This is a genomic window from Paenarthrobacter sp. R1 (genome assembly GCF_030264015.1).
Taxonomy (GTDB): domain Bacteria; phylum Actinomycetota; class Actinomycetes; order Actinomycetales; family Micrococcaceae; genus Arthrobacter; species Arthrobacter ureafaciens.
Genome location: NZ_CP127115.1, coordinates 1,517,295 through 1,534,105 on the forward strand (window position 1 = coordinate 1,517,295; position 16,811 = coordinate 1,534,105).

Annotated in this window: 18 protein-coding genes; 17 read left to right on the forward strand and 1 reads right to left on the reverse strand. The window is 64.5% G+C overall.

Annotation, left to right across the window (positions count from 1 at the left end):
- The first annotated feature begins 11 nt into the window (after positions 1-11).
- The 11 genes from QN084_RS07320 (at position 12) to QN084_RS07370 (ending at position 10,245) form a co-directional block, all read left to right on the forward strand.
- Positions 12-1,190, forward strand: a complete 1,179-nt coding sequence (locus tag QN084_RS07320) for a glycerate kinase (protein ID WP_069696739.1) — start codon at positions 12-14, stop codon at positions 1,188-1,190.
- Entirely contained in the window at positions 1,183-2,532 is a 1,350-nt protein-coding gene (gene allB / locus QN084_RS07325; protein ID WP_069696740.1) for an allantoinase AllB, read from the forward strand. Before QN084_RS07320 ends, allB begins: the two co-directional genes overlap by 8 nt.
- 11 nt (positions 2,533-2,543) lie before the next feature.
- Complete coding sequence (locus QN084_RS07330) at positions 2,544-3,353, forward strand: winged helix-turn-helix domain-containing protein (RefSeq protein ID WP_069696741.1); 810 nt, start codon at positions 2,544-2,546, stop codon at positions 3,351-3,353.
- Positions 3,354-3,469: 116 nt separating this feature from the next.
- On the forward strand, positions 3,470-3,937 hold the full coding sequence (bcp, locus tag QN084_RS07335; protein ID WP_069696742.1) for a thioredoxin-dependent thiol peroxidase: 468 nt from the start codon (positions 3,470-3,472) through the stop codon (positions 3,935-3,937).
- Between the two features lie 179 nt (positions 3,938-4,116).
- Positions 4,117-5,244 (forward strand): PP2C family protein-serine/threonine phosphatase, encoded by a 1,128-nt coding sequence (locus tag QN084_RS07340; protein ID WP_069696743.1) that lies wholly within the window; start codon positions 4,117-4,119, stop codon positions 5,242-5,244.
- An 18-nt stretch (positions 5,245-5,262) separates the two neighbouring features.
- Positions 5,263-7,215, forward strand: a complete 1,953-nt coding sequence (locus tag QN084_RS07345; protein ID WP_069696744.1) for a glycosyltransferase family 2 protein — start codon at positions 5,263-5,265, stop codon at positions 7,213-7,215.
- Positions 7,205-7,537: an STAS domain-containing protein gene (locus QN084_RS07350; protein WP_069696745.1), complete on the forward strand. Its 333-nt coding sequence runs from the start codon at positions 7,205-7,207 to the stop codon at positions 7,535-7,537. The genes QN084_RS07345 and QN084_RS07350 overlap by 11 nt, the downstream gene beginning before the upstream one ends.
- Positions 7,530-7,949: an ATP-binding protein gene (locus QN084_RS07355; RefSeq protein WP_069696746.1), complete on the forward strand. Its 420-nt coding sequence runs from the start codon at positions 7,530-7,532 to the stop codon at positions 7,947-7,949. Before QN084_RS07350 ends, QN084_RS07355 begins: the two co-directional genes overlap by 8 nt.
- Positions 7,950-8,203: 254 nt before the next feature.
- Complete coding sequence (locus tag QN084_RS07360; RefSeq protein ID WP_069696747.1) at positions 8,204-8,755, forward strand: hypothetical protein; 552 nt, start codon at positions 8,204-8,206, stop codon at positions 8,753-8,755.
- A 123-nt stretch (positions 8,756-8,878) separates the two neighbouring features.
- Positions 8,879-9,964 (forward strand): C2 family cysteine protease, encoded by a 1,086-nt coding sequence (locus tag QN084_RS07365; protein ID WP_062098061.1) that lies wholly within the window; start codon positions 8,879-8,881, stop codon positions 9,962-9,964.
- A gap of 8 nt (positions 9,965-9,972) precedes the next feature.
- Positions 9,973-10,245, forward strand: coding sequence for a hypothetical protein (locus tag QN084_RS07370; RefSeq protein WP_128397094.1), 273 nt, complete (start codon positions 9,973-9,975; stop codon positions 10,243-10,245).
- 74 nt (positions 10,246-10,319) lie between these two features.
- On the opposite strand, the gene QN084_RS07375 is transcribed toward QN084_RS07370, so the two are convergent.
- Complete coding sequence (locus QN084_RS07375) at positions 10,320-11,420, reverse strand: pyridoxal-phosphate-dependent aminotransferase family protein (RefSeq protein WP_069696748.1); 1,101 nt, start codon at positions 11,418-11,420, stop codon at positions 10,320-10,322.
- Positions 11,421-11,583: 163 nt separating this feature from the next.
- Here QN084_RS07375 and QN084_RS07380 point away from each other — a divergent pair, with 163 nt between their 5' ends.
- The 6 genes from QN084_RS07380 (at position 11,584) to purM (ending at position 16,808) form a co-directional block, all read left to right on the forward strand.
- Positions 11,584-12,414, forward strand: coding sequence for a phosphatase PAP2 family protein (locus QN084_RS07380; protein ID WP_021472792.1), 831 nt, complete (start codon positions 11,584-11,586; stop codon positions 12,412-12,414).
- Between the two features lie 158 nt (positions 12,415-12,572).
- Complete coding sequence (gene uraD / locus QN084_RS07385; protein WP_069696749.1) at positions 12,573-13,082, forward strand: 2-oxo-4-hydroxy-4-carboxy-5-ureidoimidazoline decarboxylase; 510 nt, start codon at positions 12,573-12,575, stop codon at positions 13,080-13,082.
- On the forward strand, positions 13,079-13,420 hold the full coding sequence (gene uraH / locus QN084_RS07390) for a hydroxyisourate hydrolase (RefSeq protein WP_062098071.1): 342 nt from the start codon (positions 13,079-13,081) through the stop codon (positions 13,418-13,420). The genes uraD and uraH overlap by 4 nt, the downstream gene beginning before the upstream one ends.
- An 89-nt stretch (positions 13,421-13,509) precedes the next feature.
- Positions 13,510-13,857 (forward strand): hypothetical protein, encoded by a 348-nt coding sequence (locus QN084_RS07395; RefSeq protein WP_069696750.1) that lies wholly within the window; start codon positions 13,510-13,512, stop codon positions 13,855-13,857.
- A gap of 156 nt (positions 13,858-14,013) precedes the next feature.
- Positions 14,014-15,657 (forward strand): amidophosphoribosyltransferase, encoded by a 1,644-nt coding sequence (gene purF / locus QN084_RS07400; protein ID WP_031216658.1) that lies wholly within the window; start codon positions 14,014-14,016, stop codon positions 15,655-15,657.
- Positions 15,654-16,808 carry a phosphoribosylformylglycinamidine cyclo-ligase gene (gene purM, locus QN084_RS07405; RefSeq protein ID WP_069696751.1) on the forward strand — a complete coding sequence of 385 codons (1,155 nt, stop codon included), beginning with the start codon at positions 15,654-15,656 and terminating at the stop codon, positions 16,806-16,808. Before purF ends, purM begins: the two co-directional genes overlap by 4 nt.
- Positions 16,809-16,811: the final 3 nt, after the last annotated feature.

Genomic DNA, 16,811 nt, shown 5'->3' on the forward strand with positions numbered 1-16,811 from the left:
GAGGCACCGGAATGCGTGTTGTCATCGCCCCGGACAAATTCAAGGGCTCGCTGTCCGCGCCTGACGTCGCCGAGCACCTGGCAACAGGACTGCTGGCGGGATACGGGCACAACGGCTTTGAAGCAACACGCATTCCGGTGGCCGACGGTGGCGAAGGAACCATCGACGCCGCCATCGGCTCCGGCTTCACCCGCCGGACCACCACGGTCACCGGCCCGCTCGGCGAACCAGTGAAGGCCGACTTCGCGGTGCGGGACCAGGAAGCTGTCATCGAAATGGCGGCAGCTTCCGGTCTCGCCCTCCTCCCGGACGGCCCAACATCTGAGACAGCGAAAACCGCAACCAGCATCGGCACGGGCGAACTCATCCGCGCCGCGCTGGACCTCGGCTGCCGCAAGATCATCCTGGGTGTGGGCGGCAGCGCCAACACCGACGCCGGCGCTGGAGTCCTGCAGGGCCTCGGCGCAGTGTTCCTGGATGAGAACGGCAACGAGCTTCCCGGCGGCGGTGCCGCCTTGGCACAGCTGAACAGCATCGACTTCTCCAACTTCGACGTCCGCGTTGAGGCAACGGAGTTCGTGTTGGCGTCCGACGTCGACAATCCCCTTTTGGGGGCCAGCGGAGCACCAGCCATCTTCGGTCCGCAGAAGGGCGCGACGCCGGACGACGTCACCTCGCTCGACGCGGCACTCAGCCACTTCGTCGACGTCCTCGCAGCCACAACCGGGCAACACGCCAAGTACGCAGCCAAAGCAGAAGGCGCCGGAGCAGCAGGCGGCGTTGGCTACATTGCCATCGCGGCACTGAAGGCTGAGCGCCGGCCGGGCATCGACGTCGTACTTGAGTTCACTGAGCTGGAAAACAAACTGAAGGGCGCCGACCTGGTGATCACCGGCGAAGGCAGCCTGGACGAACAAAGCCTCCTGGGCAAGACCCCCATGGGCGTCTCCCGCGCGGCCGCGAAAGCCGGAATACCGGTGATCGCAGTCTGCGGCCGGACTACCCTGAGTGCGGAGCAACTCACCAATGCCGGATTCCACACGGTCCACGCCCTGACACACATGGAAAACAACGTCCAAAAATGTATCGCTGAAGCAGGTCCGTTGCTTGAACAATTAGGGAAGCACATAGGCGTGTACGTGGCGGAACGGACCGGCAACCCCGACAATAAGGAGTACCTCAATGTCTGAAGCAATCGGCGCTTACGACCTCGTCATCCGGGGCCGGCGCATCCTCACCACCGCCGGCATTGCACCCCGCGAAGTGGGCATCCGTGACGGCGTGATCGTCGCCATCGAACCGCTGGGCAACGGCCTGACGGGCGCCGAGGTCATCCACCTCGCAGACGACGAGACCCTCATCCCCGGCCTGGTGGACACCCACGTCCACGTCAACGAGCCCGGCCGCACCGAGTGGGAAGGCTTCGCCTCCGCCACCCGTGCAGCCGCAGCCGGCGGCGTCACCACCATCATCGACATGCCGCTCAACAGCATCCCGCCCACCACCAGCGTGGACGGCCTGGAGCAGAAGCGCGTGGTGGCCAAGGACCAGGCGTTCGTTGACGTCGGATTCTGGGGCGGCGCCATCCCCGGCAACAAGTCGGACCTCCGCCCGCTCCACGACGAAGGCGTTTTCGGCTTCAAGTGCTTCCTCCTCCACTCCGGCGTGGACGAATTCCCGCACCTGGACGCGGATGAGATGGAAGAGGACATGAAGGAACTTAAGTCCTTCGACTCCCTCATGATCGTCCATGCCGAGGACTCCCACGCGATCGACCGCGCCCCGCACCCCGGCGGCGACCACTACGAAACCTTCCTCGCCTCCCGCCCCCGCGGTGCCGAGAACAAGGCCATCGCCGAGGTCATCGAGCGCGCACGCTGGACCGGCGCACGCGCCCACATCCTGCACCTCTCCTCGTCCGACGCGCTGCCCATGATCGCGTCGGCAAAGCGCGACGGCGTCAACCTCACCGTTGAGACGTGCCCGCACTACCTGACCCTCATGGCCGAGGAAATCCCGGACGGCGCCACCGCGTACAAGTGCTGCCCGCCCATCCGTGAAGCCTCCAACCGCGAGCTCCTCTGGAAGGGCCTGCAGGACGGCACCATCGACTGCATCGTCTCGGACCACTCCCCCTCCACCCTTGACCTCAAGGACCTGGAAAACGGCGACTTCGCCGTTGCCTGGGGCGGCGTCTCCTCCCTCCAGCTGGGCCTGTCCCTGATCTGGACCGAAGCACGGCACCGTGGCATCTCCCTGGAACAGGTTGTGGCCTGGATGTCCGAGAAGCCTGCTGCCCTGGCCCGCCTGCACAACAAGGGCCAGCTCGCCCTCGGCTACGACGCCGACTTCAGCATCTTCGCCCACGATGACGCGTTCGTGGTGGACGTGAAGAAGCTCAAGCACAAGAACCCGATCACTCCGTACGACGGCCGCCCGCTCTCCGGCGTGGTCCGCAAGACCTTCCTGCGCGGCTCGGAGATCGACTTCCAGAACCCGGGCGGAAAGCTGATCCGCCGCGGCAACGTTTAGGACATATCGCCATGGCAGTACAGGCCTACGGCCCGCCGCCGGCACGGTACCCCGGACGCCAGGGAGCCGGACGACCCATCACGGGACGTCCAGCCTCCGCCCGTCCGGGAACTGCGCGGCAGCAAGGCCAGAACGCTACGGGTCTGAGTGCACGGGGCCTTGCCCTTTGGGTCAACCCGGCCGAGGGCGATCCCGTAGACCCTGAAATTTGGGACCGGGCAGCGCGCCTTGTGCTGGCCCGGGCCATGAAACTTGCTCCGGAGGCGGAAGTCCGCATCTGGCCCGCCATCGGGGCAGAACACTCCGGCGTCGGCGACACTTCCTGGGGCGGCACTCCGCAGGAAGCCGCCGACGCCGGTAACCACCCTCCACAGTCGGGTTCGATGGCGCTGGCCGAGGCTCTCGCCGCCGCCCGCGCCACGGCAGAATCCGACGGCGGCGACCACCCCTCCGAGGGCGGCAGCACCGCCGTCGAGCCCGTAACGTTGGCAGCCCGGCGCAGCCAGCTTGCAATCGACCTCGCTGCTGAAGTAGTGCTCCTTGACGGCAAGCCCGTTGCCTTTACTGGCATGGAATACAAGCTGCTGCGCTACCTGGTGGTGAACTGCTCGCGGGCAATCGGACGTGAAGAATTGCAACGCTTCCTGGAGTCATTTGACCTCCCCGGCGCGGCTTTTCGCTCGATCGACGTTTATGTTGGAAGGGTGCGGCGGAAGCTCGGCTCCGCCCGTTATACGGTTGCCACCGTCCGTGGTGGCGGCTACCAGTTCGTGCCTGGCCCATATGCCACCGTGCGCGGACCTGCGGAATACAGCATCTAGCGACGCTGTTCTGTCCAGAGGCACAACTGTCCTGACAGTCCGCCCTGAATGACCATTGCTGGCTACGCGTCAGTGTGAAATTGCCGGCAACCGCCGGTTGAATGTAAAGGATCGCTATGGCCCAGAAACTCCTCGTCGGAACGCAGGCACCGGATTTTGCGCTTCTCGACGCCGACGGCAACAAGGTCTCGCTGTCCGACTACCGCGGACGCAACGTCATCGTTTACTTCTACCCGAAAGCCGCCACCCCCGGCTGCACCACCGAGGCCTGCGACTTCCGCGACAACCTGGCCAGCCTTCAGGGCAAGGGCTACGACGTCATCGGCATCTCCCCCGACGCCCAGGAAGCACTGTCGTCTTTCTCCGGCGACTTCGAGCTGACCTTCCCGCTGCTCTCAGACGAAGACCACTCCGTTGCCCTGGCCTACGGCGCCTGGGGCGAGAAGCTGGTCAACGGCGAGATCGTTGAAGGAATCGTCCGCTCCACCGTTGTCCTCGACGGCGACGCCAAGGTGAAGCTGGCCCAGTACCAGGTGAGCGCACAGGGCCACGTCCAGGCCCTCCGCGAAGAGCTGGGCGTCTAACCCTCTCTCACATCCCACCGGTTTTCGGCGGTTCCTCTCCCACATCCCGCCGGTTTTCGGCGGACGCTCTTTCACCTAACTACACAATTCTTGTAACGCCCGCTCACACGAAAGTGAGCGGGCGTTCATGTTGCTTGACCAAACGTGACAAAAAGTCAGCAGCATTAGTTAATGGAGCCATGGTCTCACCTGCGCCCCAGCGTCATGCCGTCGTCATTGAAGATGATGAGGATATCCGCGGCCTCCTCGTTGTTGTCCTTGAGCAGCTGGATTTCATCGTCACGGAAGCCGCAGATGGGTCCACCGGCGTCGAAGCAGTCAAGAACACCAACGCCGAACTGGTCACCCTGGACATCAACCTCCCCGACTTCGACGGCATGGAAGTCTGCCGCCGCCTCCGGGAATTCTCCGACGCCTACATCCTGATGCTCACGGCACGCGCTGATGAATTGGACCGGCTCACGGGCCTGGACACCGGCGCGGACGACTACCTCATCAAGCCTTTTAGCCCCAAGGAACTCCAGGCCCGCATCCGTGCCCTCTTCCGCCGGGCCCGCACCCCCGCCCAGCCCGCGGAAGACCCGCGCCAAACCGACGAACTGGCGCGCGCCGCCGTCGTGCAGCAGAGCCTGCTGCCGCAAGAGAAGGTCCGTCTGGAGGACTTCGACGTCGCCGGTGCCTTCCGGCCGTCGCGCAGCGTTGGCGGGGACTTCTACGACTGGTACCAAACCCCCGACGGCGTCCACCTCACGTTCGCGGACGCCATGGGCAAGGGAATGGGAGCCGCCCTCATCGCCGCGACGGTGCGTGCCGTGATGCGTTCCGTTGCGGAAACGCCAGCCATCGACGCCGCATTCTCCTCCGCGAGCGCCACCATCGCGTCGGATCTGGACCAGTCGGGTTCGTTCGTGACCATGTTCCACGCACGCCTGGACAGCGCCTCGGGCAGGCTCAGTTATATCGACGCCGGACACGGGCTTGGCCTGTACGTTCCGGCTGAGGGATCCGCACACCGGCTCGTCTCGGCAGGGCCGCCCGTTGGAATCCTTGAGGGTCAAACCTGGCCTGCGGCCGAGCTCACGCTCGAGCCGGGTGACTCGCTGGTGATCGTCAGCGACGGCGTGCTGGACGCCCATGATTCGCTCGAAGACTTCGTCCGCAACGTGGAGAAGGCGGTACGGGCCGAGTCGACGTCGGAGGACGTGTGCGCTGCGCTGCTGAACCTGGCCCCGGCCGCCACAGCGGAAGATGACGTGACCGCCGTCGTTGTTCGACGAAAACCTGCACCGCTGCCGGCCGGACTGTAAAGCCACACAGGGGGGATTGTGACTCGTTTCTGGACCCGTTTGATCGTTGTCCTCACCGTCATTCTTGGCGTGAACTACGTTGCCTGGCGGTGGCTGGCTTCGCTGAACTGGGAGGCGTGGTGGATTGCCGTTCCGCTGGTGGTTGCGGAGACGTACAGCCTCATTGATGTGATGCTGTTCGGCTTGACGGTGTGGAACCTGAAGATCCGCAAGGCGCCGCCCGCGGATGCCACGGTGGACGTTTTCATCACCACGTACAACGAGCCTCTGGACCTGGTGATGACCACCGCCCTGGCGGCCAAGGAGATCCGCTGGCCGCACAGCACCTGGATCCTCGACGACGGCAACCGGCCTGAGATGCGTGAACTCGCCGAAGCCAACGGCATCGGTTACGTAACGCGGACCGCGGACTGGACGCCCGACATGCCGCGGCACGCCAAGGCGGGGAACCTGAACAACGCGCTGATGCTCACCTCGGGCGAGTACCTGTTGATCCTCGACGCCGACCAGATCCCCGAGCCGGACATCCTGGACAAGACGCTGGGCTACTTCAACGACGATCGCGTTGCCCTGGTCCAGACTCCGCAGTACTTCGTCAATGTCCCCGCCGACGATCCTCTGGGCAGCCAGGCACCCCTCTTCTACGGACCCATCCAGCAGGGCAAGGATGGCTGGAACGCAGCGTTCTTCTGCGGTTCCAACGCCATCCTCCGCCGGGAAGCCCTCATGCAGCTGGGCCTGGTGGGCTACGTCAAGGCCACGGAACAAAGCATCAAGCGCGCTTTGGCGGCTTCCAGGCAAGCGATCAAAAAGGCCCGCCGCTCCCCGGAGGCCGCGAACCCCTTGGTGGAACAGATGCTCAACGAGGTGGAGGCCGCAACCACCGCCGCCCAGCAGGATCTCGAGGCCCGGGTGTCCCTCAGCGAGATCACGTACCGGGTCCGCCGCAAGGTTGACGACGCCGTGCGGACCCTCGTCGCAGCCGATTTCTCTGCGTTGCAGGCCGACCTTGAGGAAATCGCGGCCATGGAACTGGCCCACGTCGGCGAAGGCGGCGTGACCACCGTGGCGAGTGACGCCGTCGACCGTATGTCCGGCCGCGACTGGTCGCCGCTCGGTGCCCTGGAGTCCGTCCATGCGGTCCTGGACGCCATCTCCGTGGAACGCAGCGACGAAGCCCAGCCGGTCATGCCGCTGGCCACGATCTCCGTCACCGAGGACATGGCCACGGCGATGCGCCTGCACGGACTCGGGTGGAAGAGCGTCTACCACCATGAGATCCTCGCCAACGGACTGGCTCCCGAGGACATCAAGACCATGCTCACCCAACGCCTCCGCTGGGCCCAGGGAACCATCCAGGTCCTCCTCCGCGAGAATCCGTTGGTGCAGCGGAAACTCACGTGGGGCCAGCGCTTGATGTACTTCTCAACGATGTGGAGCTACCTCAGCGGATTCGCCGCCGTCGTGTACTTCGCAGCGCCCATCATTTACCTCACGCTCGGCGTCCTCCCGGTCACCAGCCTCAGCTTCGACTTCTTCATCCGCTTCATCCCGTTCATGGTGGTCAACCAGCTGCTTTTCGTGGTGGCAGGGCACGGGATCCCCACGTGGCGCGGCCAGCAGTACAGCCTCGCGTTGTTCCCCACGTGGATCAAGGCATGTACGACGGCGGCGCGGAACGTTTGGTTCGGCCGTCCTCTCGGGTTCGCGGTCACCCCCAAGGCACGCCAGAGTGGCGGGCCAAGTTGGAGCCTCATCCGTCCGCAGATCATTGTGGCCGTGCTGCTGGCCATTGCCTTGGTGGTGGGCGTTGCACGGTTGTTGACCGGTCTGGCCGAGCCGCTTGGAACGTTGGTGAATGTCGCCTGGGTGGCGTTCGACCTGGTGGTCCTGAGCGTTCTGGTCAAAGCAGTTTTGTACAAGGGTTTTGTGCCTGAAAGTTCCGAAGAAAGGAAGGCAGATGCAGTTTAGCTACGAAGTCAAGGACACCTACGCGGAGGTCAAAAGCGTTGGCCGTCTGAACATGGTGGCCGCCCCGAAGCTCCGCGAGATGGTGAACGCGGTTGTTGCCGGCGGTTCCAGCCGCGTGGTGGTCAACCTGGCCGGCACTGACTTCATGGACTCGTCCGGGCTTGGCGCACTGATCGGCTGCCTCAAGGCCACCCGGCAGGCCGGTGGAGACCTCCGGATCGCAGGCGTCCAGCCGCAGGTGAAGATGGTCCTGGAACTGACCAACATGGACCGTGTCCTCACTGCCTATCCCACCGCCGAGGCAGCGTTCGGCAATGACTGACGTCATCGCCCGCCGCGGCTTTCACGGCCCGTCCAACGAGGAAGCCATCGAGGCCATCCACGGCGAACTGGATTCCTTGTGGGAGGACGCGAACTTCGTCCCGGACATGGACCGGATGACTTTTGCCACCGCCGTGATCGAGGCCGCCGCCAACGTGGTCCAGCATGCGGTTCCGGTGGCAGAGAAACCGGTGGAGATCGACGTCGAGATCAGCGTATGGCCGGCACGATTGGTTGCCCGGGTCAGTGCACGGAACGCCCGCGAGCCGTTTGCCGGGGACATGCAGGCCTCCATGCCCGGTTCCGATGCCGAGTCCGGGCGTGGCCTTGCCTTGATCGAAGCCCTGGTGACAACCGTGACATTCGAACGCCAGGACGGCACCAACACCTGGATCCTCACCCGCGACACCTGACCCTCTATCACATCCCACCCCCTTTCCCCCGCCCCTCTATCACCTCCCACCCTTTTCCCCCGCCCCTCTATCACCTCCCACCCTTTTCCCCCGCCCCTCTATCACCTCCCACCCCCTTTCCCCCGACGCTCTATCACTTCCCGCGCAGGGGGCCTTCTCCCCATGGCCGGACGCACGGCAAGTGTGAAACCATGCGGTGACTGCCGCCGTCGTGCTTCCACGCGCGCGTAAGCAAAACCGAAACTGGGGGAAGAATGCCAAAGACCACCGCCAGGCTGAGCACGTGGACCGTGGCCTGTGTCCTCGCGCTGTCCGCGTGCACCCAAACCCCGAACGGCCCAACAAGCGGCACGCCAACGGCAACACCAACAGCGACCCCCACCCAAAAGCCCGCCTCCGTGGCAGAGAGCTACGCCAAATACGATTCCCTTCGCACCGATCTGGCCGCTGCCTTGGAACAGAAGCTGCCCGGCATCACGTGGAGTACGGACAAAGCCGCCACCCTGGCTAAATCAAACGACGGCCGGTGCATCCTCCAACCGGCGAGCATGAAGAGCAGCGCGGACATTGTGGAGGCGTCGCGAAACTTCGAGGATGTCTTCGCAGCGGGCGACCCCGTCCTGGGGAAGTACGGGTTCCCGGCGTTCGGGGGCACGGACGACGTCCCTGGAGGCTGGCTGGTCGCGCGCAGCACGGACGCAGCAGGTGCCACCGTAAGCATCGAGGCCAAGGGGCCGGCCTACCTGCGCATCACGGTTCCTGTGAACTCAGCCAGCTGCAGCCCCACTGAAATCCTGATCGACTAAACCGGCGGGCCAAGGGAACTTCTAGCCATCGACCCACCCCACGGGGCCGGGATACCGTGACCGTGGCCAACCGCTGCTTGACGTCGGCCACACATCTTTGAAGACATTCACGAGGGGGACGCGATGCCGGGATTCTACGGTGCCGATATCCAGCAGTTAAGGGCACTGGCCAAGACCATGGCCCGGCACTCGGACACAATGAACGCGCTGTCCAAGGAACTCGGGCAACTCATCGCCTCAGCTCCGTGGGACGGCCGTGATGCGATCCAGTTCCGTCAGGCGTGGGATACCGAACACCGGCCGATGCTCCACCGGACGGCCACCACCCTCCAAGCACAGTCCAAGGAACTGGAACGGAACGCGGACCAGCAGGACAAGTCCAGCGCCGCTTCCACCGGATCCGGCGACTCCAGCAGGGGCGACTCCAACCCGCCCGGCGACCCCGGTCCCCTCGATCCGGACAGGCCCGACGTCGATGTCCCCGGCGACGTGCGCAAGGACCCGGACGCCGGGGATCCCGGCGACATCAACCAAGGACAAATCGGCGACTGCTGGCTGCTGGCCGGCATCGGGTCCGTGGCGCAAACCTTGGAACAGCAAGGCAAACTGGACGAGTTCCTCGAATCGCACATGCGGCCGGTCGGCGACCCGCCAACCCACTGGGTGGTCACACTGTACGAGGATGGCGAACCGGTGGAAGTCACGGTGGAGGCCAAGTCCACCGAGGGCGGCGTCCGCGGCGCTGACGGCCAACCCAACTGGTTGTCCATTTACGAACGCGCGGCCGCCGAGCACCTGGGCGGCTCCTACGATGACATCGACGGCGGTTTCAGTAACGACGCCATGGAGCTCATGACCGGCCGTTCCGCGGACAAGGACGGGGAACTCGACCTTGGCTCCATCGAGGAAAAGCTCGCTTCCGGTCAGGCGGTCTCGGTGGGAACCGAGGACGTCAAGGATGACGACTTCGACTGGTTCTGGGAGTCCGAGGAAGTCAACCGCACCGACGTCGTTCCCAACCACGCATACGTTGTGGTGGACGTAAAAACGAACGACGACGGCGAGAAAGTGATCGTCCTGGCCAACCCTTGGGGACCTTCCGGAGGGTACATGAGCGGGGACGACGACAAGAAAGCCGGGACACTGGAACTGACCGAGGACGAGTACAAGGAAAACTTTGATTCCGTGTACTCCGTGGACACCAAGTAGGGATGGCCGTGGAACAGCTCGTAACAGTCAAGCAAGGGACGCAACCCACATTCGATGGCGTGAAGGTGGGCGTCGTGAAGATCGGTGTCGCGGATGGGAAACCCGCCATCCAGTTTTGGATCCGGACCGGCGAACAGGAGCGCAAGCAGGCGTTCCGGGAGGGCCAGTCGACCGCATTGCCGGGTGCCGGAACCTTGAGGATCGTGTCGATTCAGCCGGCCGACGGCGGAACACCCGCCTCCGCGGTTTTGGCGTACGACGCCGGTCAGCTCACCCCGTGAGGTGATAGAGGAACCGGAAAAACCCGTCGGGATGTGATAGAGCAACGGTAGTTGGGGGATGCTCTATCAGATCCCTACACTGACGCCTTCGCCATCGCCTCTTTCAGTGCGCCGAGCACCAACGTTACTGATGCGCTGTTGGCGTTGGGGCCCATCATGCCGATCCGCCAGACGGTGTCCGTGTATTCACCAACACCCGCGCCGATTTCCATGCTGAAGTGCTCCAAAAGGTAAGCGCGGACGGCAGCCGAGTTGACGCCGTCGGGCACTTTGACAGTGGTGAGGCTCGGCAGCCGGGCTCCTTCGGCGGCGAAGAGCTCGAGGCCCATCTCCTGCAAACCTTCCTGGAGCGCGGTCCCGGCAGCGCGGTGGCGGGCCTGCACGACGTCGAGCCCCTCGGCGAGGATGCGGTCCAGCGCCGCTTCGAGACCGGCGATCATGGTCACCGGCGCCGTGTGATGGTATGTCCTCGATCCGGATGCGGCTCCTACGTAACCGCCGAGCAACCCGATTTCCAGGTACCAGGAGCGCGGGTCCTTGACGCGACGTTCGAAGGCGCGGTCCGAGACCGTGAACGGGGAGAGGCCCGGCGGCACGCCGAGGCATTTCTGGGTCCCGGCATATCCGACGTCGATGCCCCAGTCGTCTGCCAAAAGCTCAAGGCCGCCGATGGACGTGACAGCGTCGGTAATCAGGAGCGCGTCTCCTTTGCCTGCCCCGAGGGCGGCGATGTCGGACTGAACCCCCACGGAAGTCTCCGCATGCACAGCCGCGATGACTTTCGGGTGGGGGTGGGCGGACAACACCCGGTCAGCATCCACAGGCTGGCCCCACTCATGGTCCACCCTGACCACGGTGGCACCGCAACGCCGGGCCACCTCGCACATGCGGGCACCGAAGAGTCCGTTCACCGCAATCACTGCCACGTCGCCGTCGGACACGGTATTCACGAACGCCGCCTCCATGCCGCCCGAACCCGTGGCGCTCAACGGCAGGGTCCGGGCGTTCGAGGTTCCCCAGACCGTACGGAGACCCTCGCAGACCCGGTCGAGGCGCTCGATGAAGACAGGGTCCAGATGCCCCAGCACGGGCCAGGAAAGAGCGGCCATCGCTTCCGGGTAGCAGTTGCTCGGACCGGGGCCGAACAGGAATCTGGAAGTCAGGATCTGGGGCATGGAGCAACTCCTTCAACGCAGTTGATGGCCATTCTGCCGCAGCCGGTTGCGTGGAGCGAGCAGCAGGCGCCCTGAAGCGCGGCGCGCGGTCCCGCACCGGCCACAAATGATAAGGTTACTCACTATTATCAAGTCCACCCCCGCCGAGCCGAAGAGGACGAAGATGACCACTGAGGGACGAGAGTCGCAGGACCACGGCGTGCGCGGAGAAGTCCGGCAAGACCGTTATGTGGCCGGGCAGGACCTGACGCGGTGGAAAAGCCCGGTCGGTCAACTCATGGCTGCCACGGCCCAGCGCATCACGACGTTCCTCGGCCCGTATGCCGCACTGGTCATCACCCTGGTCATCGGACTCCTCATCTCCGTTGCCCTGGTTGTCACTTTCGGCGAGGTCTACGAATCAGTGACCGAAGCGGACGGCGTGGCCGGCCTGGACCATCCTGTCCTCGACGCGGCGAAGTCCTTCCGGTCCCCCGCCTTGGATGCAGCCACCACGGCCTACACAAACGTCGGCGGAACGGTGGGAATGCCGTTGATCGCCGTTGGCATCATGATCTTCTTGGCCACCAAGCGGAAGTCGTGGACGCCGGTCATCCTGATGTTGGCCGCCGGACTTGGCTCCTTGCTCCTGACAGTCGCCGGGAAGCCCCTCTTCGGCAGGACCCGCCCGGACCTCAGCGACGCCATTCCTCCGTTTGAACACTCGCCGTCATTCCCCAGCGGGCACTCATTGAACTCGATCGTGATCGCCGGAATCGTGGCATACCTGGTCATCCTGCGCTTGAAGAGCAAGAGGGCACGCATACTGACGATCGTGATCGCATCCGTCTTCTCGCTGACCATGGGATTGAGCCGCGTCTATTTGGGCCATCATTGGCTTACCGACGTGCTGGCCGCGTGGGCGCTGGGCATCGCGTGGCTGTCGCTGGTCATCATGGCTCACCGCCTCTATCTCACGGTGAGGACGCGGCACCACCAAGAGGCAGCGTCTTGACACCGGGCCAAGAACTCAGCTTCACTTATTACGTATGCTGAAATAACAGTTCCATGATGCGGAAGCTTGAAGCAGCACAGCTTCCTCCTGCCCAACAAGCCGGAGTTCCGCATAGCCCACACCATGGATGCCAGCATTAACACGAGGATGACACAAGCATGGAGCTTGCAGTATTCAACAGTGTTGGACGCGACGAGGCCATCAAGGCCCTGACCCCCTGCCTGGATATCAGCCGCTGGGTGGAAACAATCGTCGACGCCCGCCCCTTCGCGAGGGTCGACGAACTGCTCCGCACGGCGAACCAGGCCGCGGATCCGTTCAGCCCCCAAGAGGTCGAATCCGCCCTTGCCCACCACCCCAGGATCGGCGAGCGGCCCAAGGCGCAAACAACCGAAGCGGCCATGTCCCGGTCCGAGCAAGCCGGCGTGGACCCCAACGACGACGGCACAGCAGCCGCGCTGGCGGAAGGGAACCGCGCCTACGAGGAAAAGTTCGGCAGGGTCTTCCTGATCCGCGCGGCGGGACGCAGCGCCAAGGAAATCCTGTCCTCACTGCAGGAGCGCCTCACCCACACCCCTGAACAAGAAGACACAATTGTGGCTGAGCAACTCCGCGAGATCGCACTGCTGCGCCTCTCCGGACTCGTCAGCGAAGGAGCCAACGCATGAGCGTTTCACAGGTAACAACGCACATCCTCGACACCGGTTCCGGCCGCCCGGCGGCGGGTGTCGCCGTCGTACTCTACGTCCGCGAAGGTGAGAACTGGACGCTGGTCGGCAAGGGCCAAACCGATGCTGATGGCCGCATCAAGGACCTCGGACCGGAACGCATTCCGGGCGGGGCGTACCGCCTCAATTTCGCCACGGGCGCCTACTACGACGGCCTGGGCATTGAGACGTTCTTCCCGGAAGTGGACCTGAACTTCACGGTCTCCGACGCCGGCGAGCACTACCACGTGCCGCTGCTCCTGAGCCCGTTCGCATTCTCCACGTATCGCGGCAGCTGACCCGGCGCCGAGTTGACAGTTAATGCCCATGTTTCCCGCAAACATGGGCATTAACTGTCACTTCGGCGAGGAACGGTAGGCTGGAAGGCATGGCTTCCGAGGACACCAACCCCACCCCCAGCAACGAATCACCCGCCCGCCGCGACGTCACGGTCCGCCGGGCACCAAAGTTCGTCCCCTTCATGGTCCTCGGAGCAATCCTCGGTGCAATCGTCGCCGCCATCATCGCTTTCAGCCGCCCCGCCGATCCCGAATTCGACGCCCCCACGGTCTTCGGATTCTTCCTCGTGGCCTGCGCCGGCGGCGGCGTGATCCTCTTCTCCATCCTCGCGCTCATCCTCGACCGCCTCAGCGTCAAGCGCTCAGAGCGGGCTGTGGTGGAAGCCGTTCCGGACTCGGTTCCGGACGAAGGACCAGAGCACGACGGCGACCGCTAAGGGACGCAGCCAGGGCACCTTTTCATGGGGAGCCACTGTGACACGCGCCGCATTTGGCGGACAAATCGCCTGATCGCGCAAGGAAACAGGCCCGGCCGCGTGGTCACAAAACCGGAGCGGGAACTTACCACGGCCGCAACATGAGACAATCGACCAGTGGCACGTGGCGACGGAAAACTTTCTCATGATCTTCTTCCCGGCGAAAAGGGCCCCCAGGACGCTTGCGGCGTCTTCGGGGTGTGGGCTCCTGGCGAAGAGGTAGCAAAACTTACCTATTACGGGCTGTATGCGCTGCAGCACCGCGGACAAGAGTCGGCTGGTATTGCTACCAGTGACGGCAAGCGCATCAATGTCTACAAGGACATGGGCCTTGTGTCCCAGGTCTTCGACGAGACAACCCTCAATACCCTCACCGGGCACCTCGCAGTGGGACACTGCCGGTACTCCACCACGGGTGCCAGTCACTGGGCCAACGCGCAGCCCACCCTGGGCGCAACCGCAACGGGCACGGTGGCCTTGGCTCACAACGGCAACCTGACCAACACCGCTGAGCTCCGGGAAATGATCCTGCAGCGCAACGACGGCCAACTGACCGGTGAAATGAAGCAGGGCAACACCTCGGACACCGCCTTGGTGACGGCTTTGCTGGAAGGCGAAGAGGGCAAGACCCTGGAGCAGACCGCTTTGGAGCTGCTCCCCAAGATCAAGGGCGGCTTCTGCTTCGTCTTCATGGATGAAGGCACCCTCTACGCTGCGCGTGACACGTACGGAATCCGTCCCCTCTGCCTTGGCCGTTTGGACCGGGGCTGGGTTGTGGCCTCGGAACAGTCCGGCCTGGCCACTGTTGGTGCGAGCTTCATCCGTGAGATCGAGCCCGGTGAGTTCATCGCGATCGACGAGGACGGCGTTCGTTCCCAGCGCTTCGCGGAGGCCACCCCGGCCGGCTGTGTCTTCGAGTACGTCTATCTGGCCCGCCCCGACGCCGCCATCGCAGGCCGCTCGGTGTACGAGTCCCGTGTTGAAATGGGCCGCCAGCTGGCCCGCGAGAACACGCACGAGGCGGACATCGTCATTCCCGTCCCCGAGTCCGGCACCCCGGCAGCGGTTGGCTACGCCGAACAGTCCGGCATCCCGTTCGCGCACGGCTTCGTGAAGAACGCCTACGTGGGCCGCACGTTCATCCAGCCTTCGCAGACCCTGCGCCAACTGGGCATCCGCCTCAAGCTCAACGCCTTGGAATCGGTGATTCGCGGCAAGCGCGTCGTGGTGGTCGACGACTCGATCGTCCGTGGCAACACGCAGCGTGCCATCGTCCGGATGCTGCGCGAGGCCGGCGCCAAGGAAGTCCACGTCAAGATTTCCTCCCCGCCCGTCCAGTGGCCTTGCTTCTACGGCATCGACTTCGCCTCCCGCGCAGAATTGATCGCCAACGGAGCCACCATCGATGAGATCTCGCAGGCTATCGGCGCGGACTCATTGGCATACATTTCCGAGGACGGCATGATCGGGGCAACACAACAGCCCCGCGAACGCCTCTGCACGGCCTGCTTCACCGGCAGGTACCCCATCGAGCTGCCGCACGCGGACAAGCTGGGCAAGAACCTGCTGGAACGCACCGATCTTGGCGGGCTTGCGCCTGCTGAGCCCACTGCCGAAGCTGCCACCGATCCGGCCTCCACCGAGGATCCCGCCGAGAAATCGGGTGCCACCGGCTGCGACCCGGGACCGGATGCCGAATTCGAGAACCTCCTGACCGACGCTGATCGTTTGACCGACGCCGACAAGAAAGAGTCCGTATGACCTCCGCATCCCCTGCCGGAACCCCTGAGAACGCCTCCGGCATCACCTACGCTTCGGCGGGTGTCGACGTCGAAGCGGGAGACCGCGCAGTCGAGCTCATGAAGGACGCCGTCAAGGCGACCCACAACGCCTCGGTGATTGGCGGCGTCGGCGGTTTTGCCGGCCTGTATGACGTCTCCAAGCTGCTGACCTACAAGAAGCCGCTGCTGGCCACGTCCACCGACGGCGTAGGCACCAAGGTCGCCATCGCGCAGGCCATGGACATCCACGACACCATCGGTTACGACCTCGTGGGCATGGTTGTGGACGACATCGTGGTGGTGGGTGCAGAACCCCTCTACATGACCGACTACATCGCATGCGGCAAGGTTGTCCCCGAGCGTATCGCTGACATCGTCCGCGGCATCGCTTCCGCCTGCTCCGTTGCCGGCACGGCACTGGTGGGCGGCGAAACCGCCGAGCACCCGGGCCTGCTGGGCGAGCACGAATACGACGTCGCAGGCGCCGCAACCGGCGTCGTCGAAGCCGACGCCCTGCTCGGCCCGGACCGCGTCCGCGCCGGGGACGTAGTGATCGGCATGGCCTCCTCCGGCCTCCACTCCAACGGCTACTCGCTGGTCCGCCGCGTCATCAACCACGCAGGCTGGGCACTGGACCGCCAGGTTTCCGAGCTCGGCCGCACCTTGGGCGAGGAGCTCCTGGAGCCGACCCGCGTCTACGCAGCCGACTGCCTGGACCTGGCCCGCACCTTTCCGGTGACGGCAGGGGCGGCTGTCCACGGCTTCAGCCACGTCACCGGTGGCGGCCTCGCCGCCAACCTGGCCCGCGTTCTTCCGCAGGGCCTTGTTGCCACGGTTGACCGCGCCATGTGGGAACTTCCCGCGATCTTCAAGCTCGTTTCCGAGCTGGGCAACGTCCCGCTGGCCGACCTCGAGCGCACGCTGAACCTCGGCGTCGGAATGGTTGCGATCGTTTCTCCGGAAGCTGCCGACGCCGCAGTCGCCCGCCTCAACGAGCGCGGACTCCCCTCCTGGGTCATGGGCACGGTTGCAGAGAACTCGGATTCGATCGACAAGACCGGCCCGGATTACGTACAGGGCGCAAAGGGCGTCGACGGCGGCGCTGTCCGTTTGGTGAACGCCTACGCCTAAGCG

What these genes read in the sequence shown, in the direction of transcription:
- QN084_RS07395 (WP_069696750.1), top strand. Translation starts at nt 13,510, where the DNA reads ATGGCTTCCGAGGACACCAACCCCACCCCCAGCAACGAATCACCCGCC.
- QN084_RS07355 (WP_069696746.1), top strand. Translation starts at nt 7,530, where the DNA reads ATGACTGACGTCATCGCCCGCCGCGGCTTTCACGGCCCGTCCAACGAG.
- QN084_RS07340 (WP_069696743.1), top strand. Translation starts at nt 4,117, where the DNA reads ATGGTCTCACCTGCGCCCCAGCGTCATGCCGTCGTCATTGAAGATGAT.
- bcp (WP_069696742.1), top strand. Translation starts at nt 3,470, where the DNA reads ATGGCCCAGAAACTCCTCGTCGGAACGCAGGCACCGGATTTTGCGCTT.
- QN084_RS07375 (WP_069696748.1), bottom strand. Translation starts at nt 11,420, where the DNA reads ATGCCCCAGATCCTGACTTCCAGATTCCTGTTCGGCCCCGGTCCGAGC.
- QN084_RS07350 (WP_069696745.1), top strand. Translation starts at nt 7,205, where the DNA reads ATGCAGTTTAGCTACGAAGTCAAGGACACCTACGCGGAGGTCAAAAGC.
- QN084_RS07360 (WP_069696747.1), top strand. Translation starts at nt 8,204, where the DNA reads ATGCCAAAGACCACCGCCAGGCTGAGCACGTGGACCGTGGCCTGTGTC.
- QN084_RS07380 (WP_021472792.1), top strand. Translation starts at nt 11,584, where the DNA reads ATGACCACTGAGGGACGAGAGTCGCAGGACCACGGCGTGCGCGGAGAA.
- uraH (WP_062098071.1), top strand. Translation starts at nt 13,079, where the DNA reads ATGAGCGTTTCACAGGTAACAACGCACATCCTCGACACCGGTTCCGGC.
- uraD (WP_069696749.1), top strand. Translation starts at nt 12,573, where the DNA reads ATGGAGCTTGCAGTATTCAACAGTGTTGGACGCGACGAGGCCATCAAG.
- allB (WP_069696740.1), top strand. Translation starts at nt 1,183, where the DNA reads ATGTCTGAAGCAATCGGCGCTTACGACCTCGTCATCCGGGGCCGGCGC.
- QN084_RS07330 (WP_069696741.1), top strand. Translation starts at nt 2,544, where the DNA reads ATGGCAGTACAGGCCTACGGCCCGCCGCCGGCACGGTACCCCGGACGC.
- QN084_RS07320 (WP_069696739.1), top strand. Translation starts at nt 12, where the DNA reads ATGCGTGTTGTCATCGCCCCGGACAAATTCAAGGGCTCGCTGTCCGCG.
- purM (WP_069696751.1), top strand. Translation starts at nt 15,654, where the DNA reads ATGACCTCCGCATCCCCTGCCGGAACCCCTGAGAACGCCTCCGGCATC.
- QN084_RS07365 (WP_062098061.1), top strand. Translation starts at nt 8,879, where the DNA reads ATGCCGGGATTCTACGGTGCCGATATCCAGCAGTTAAGGGCACTGGCC.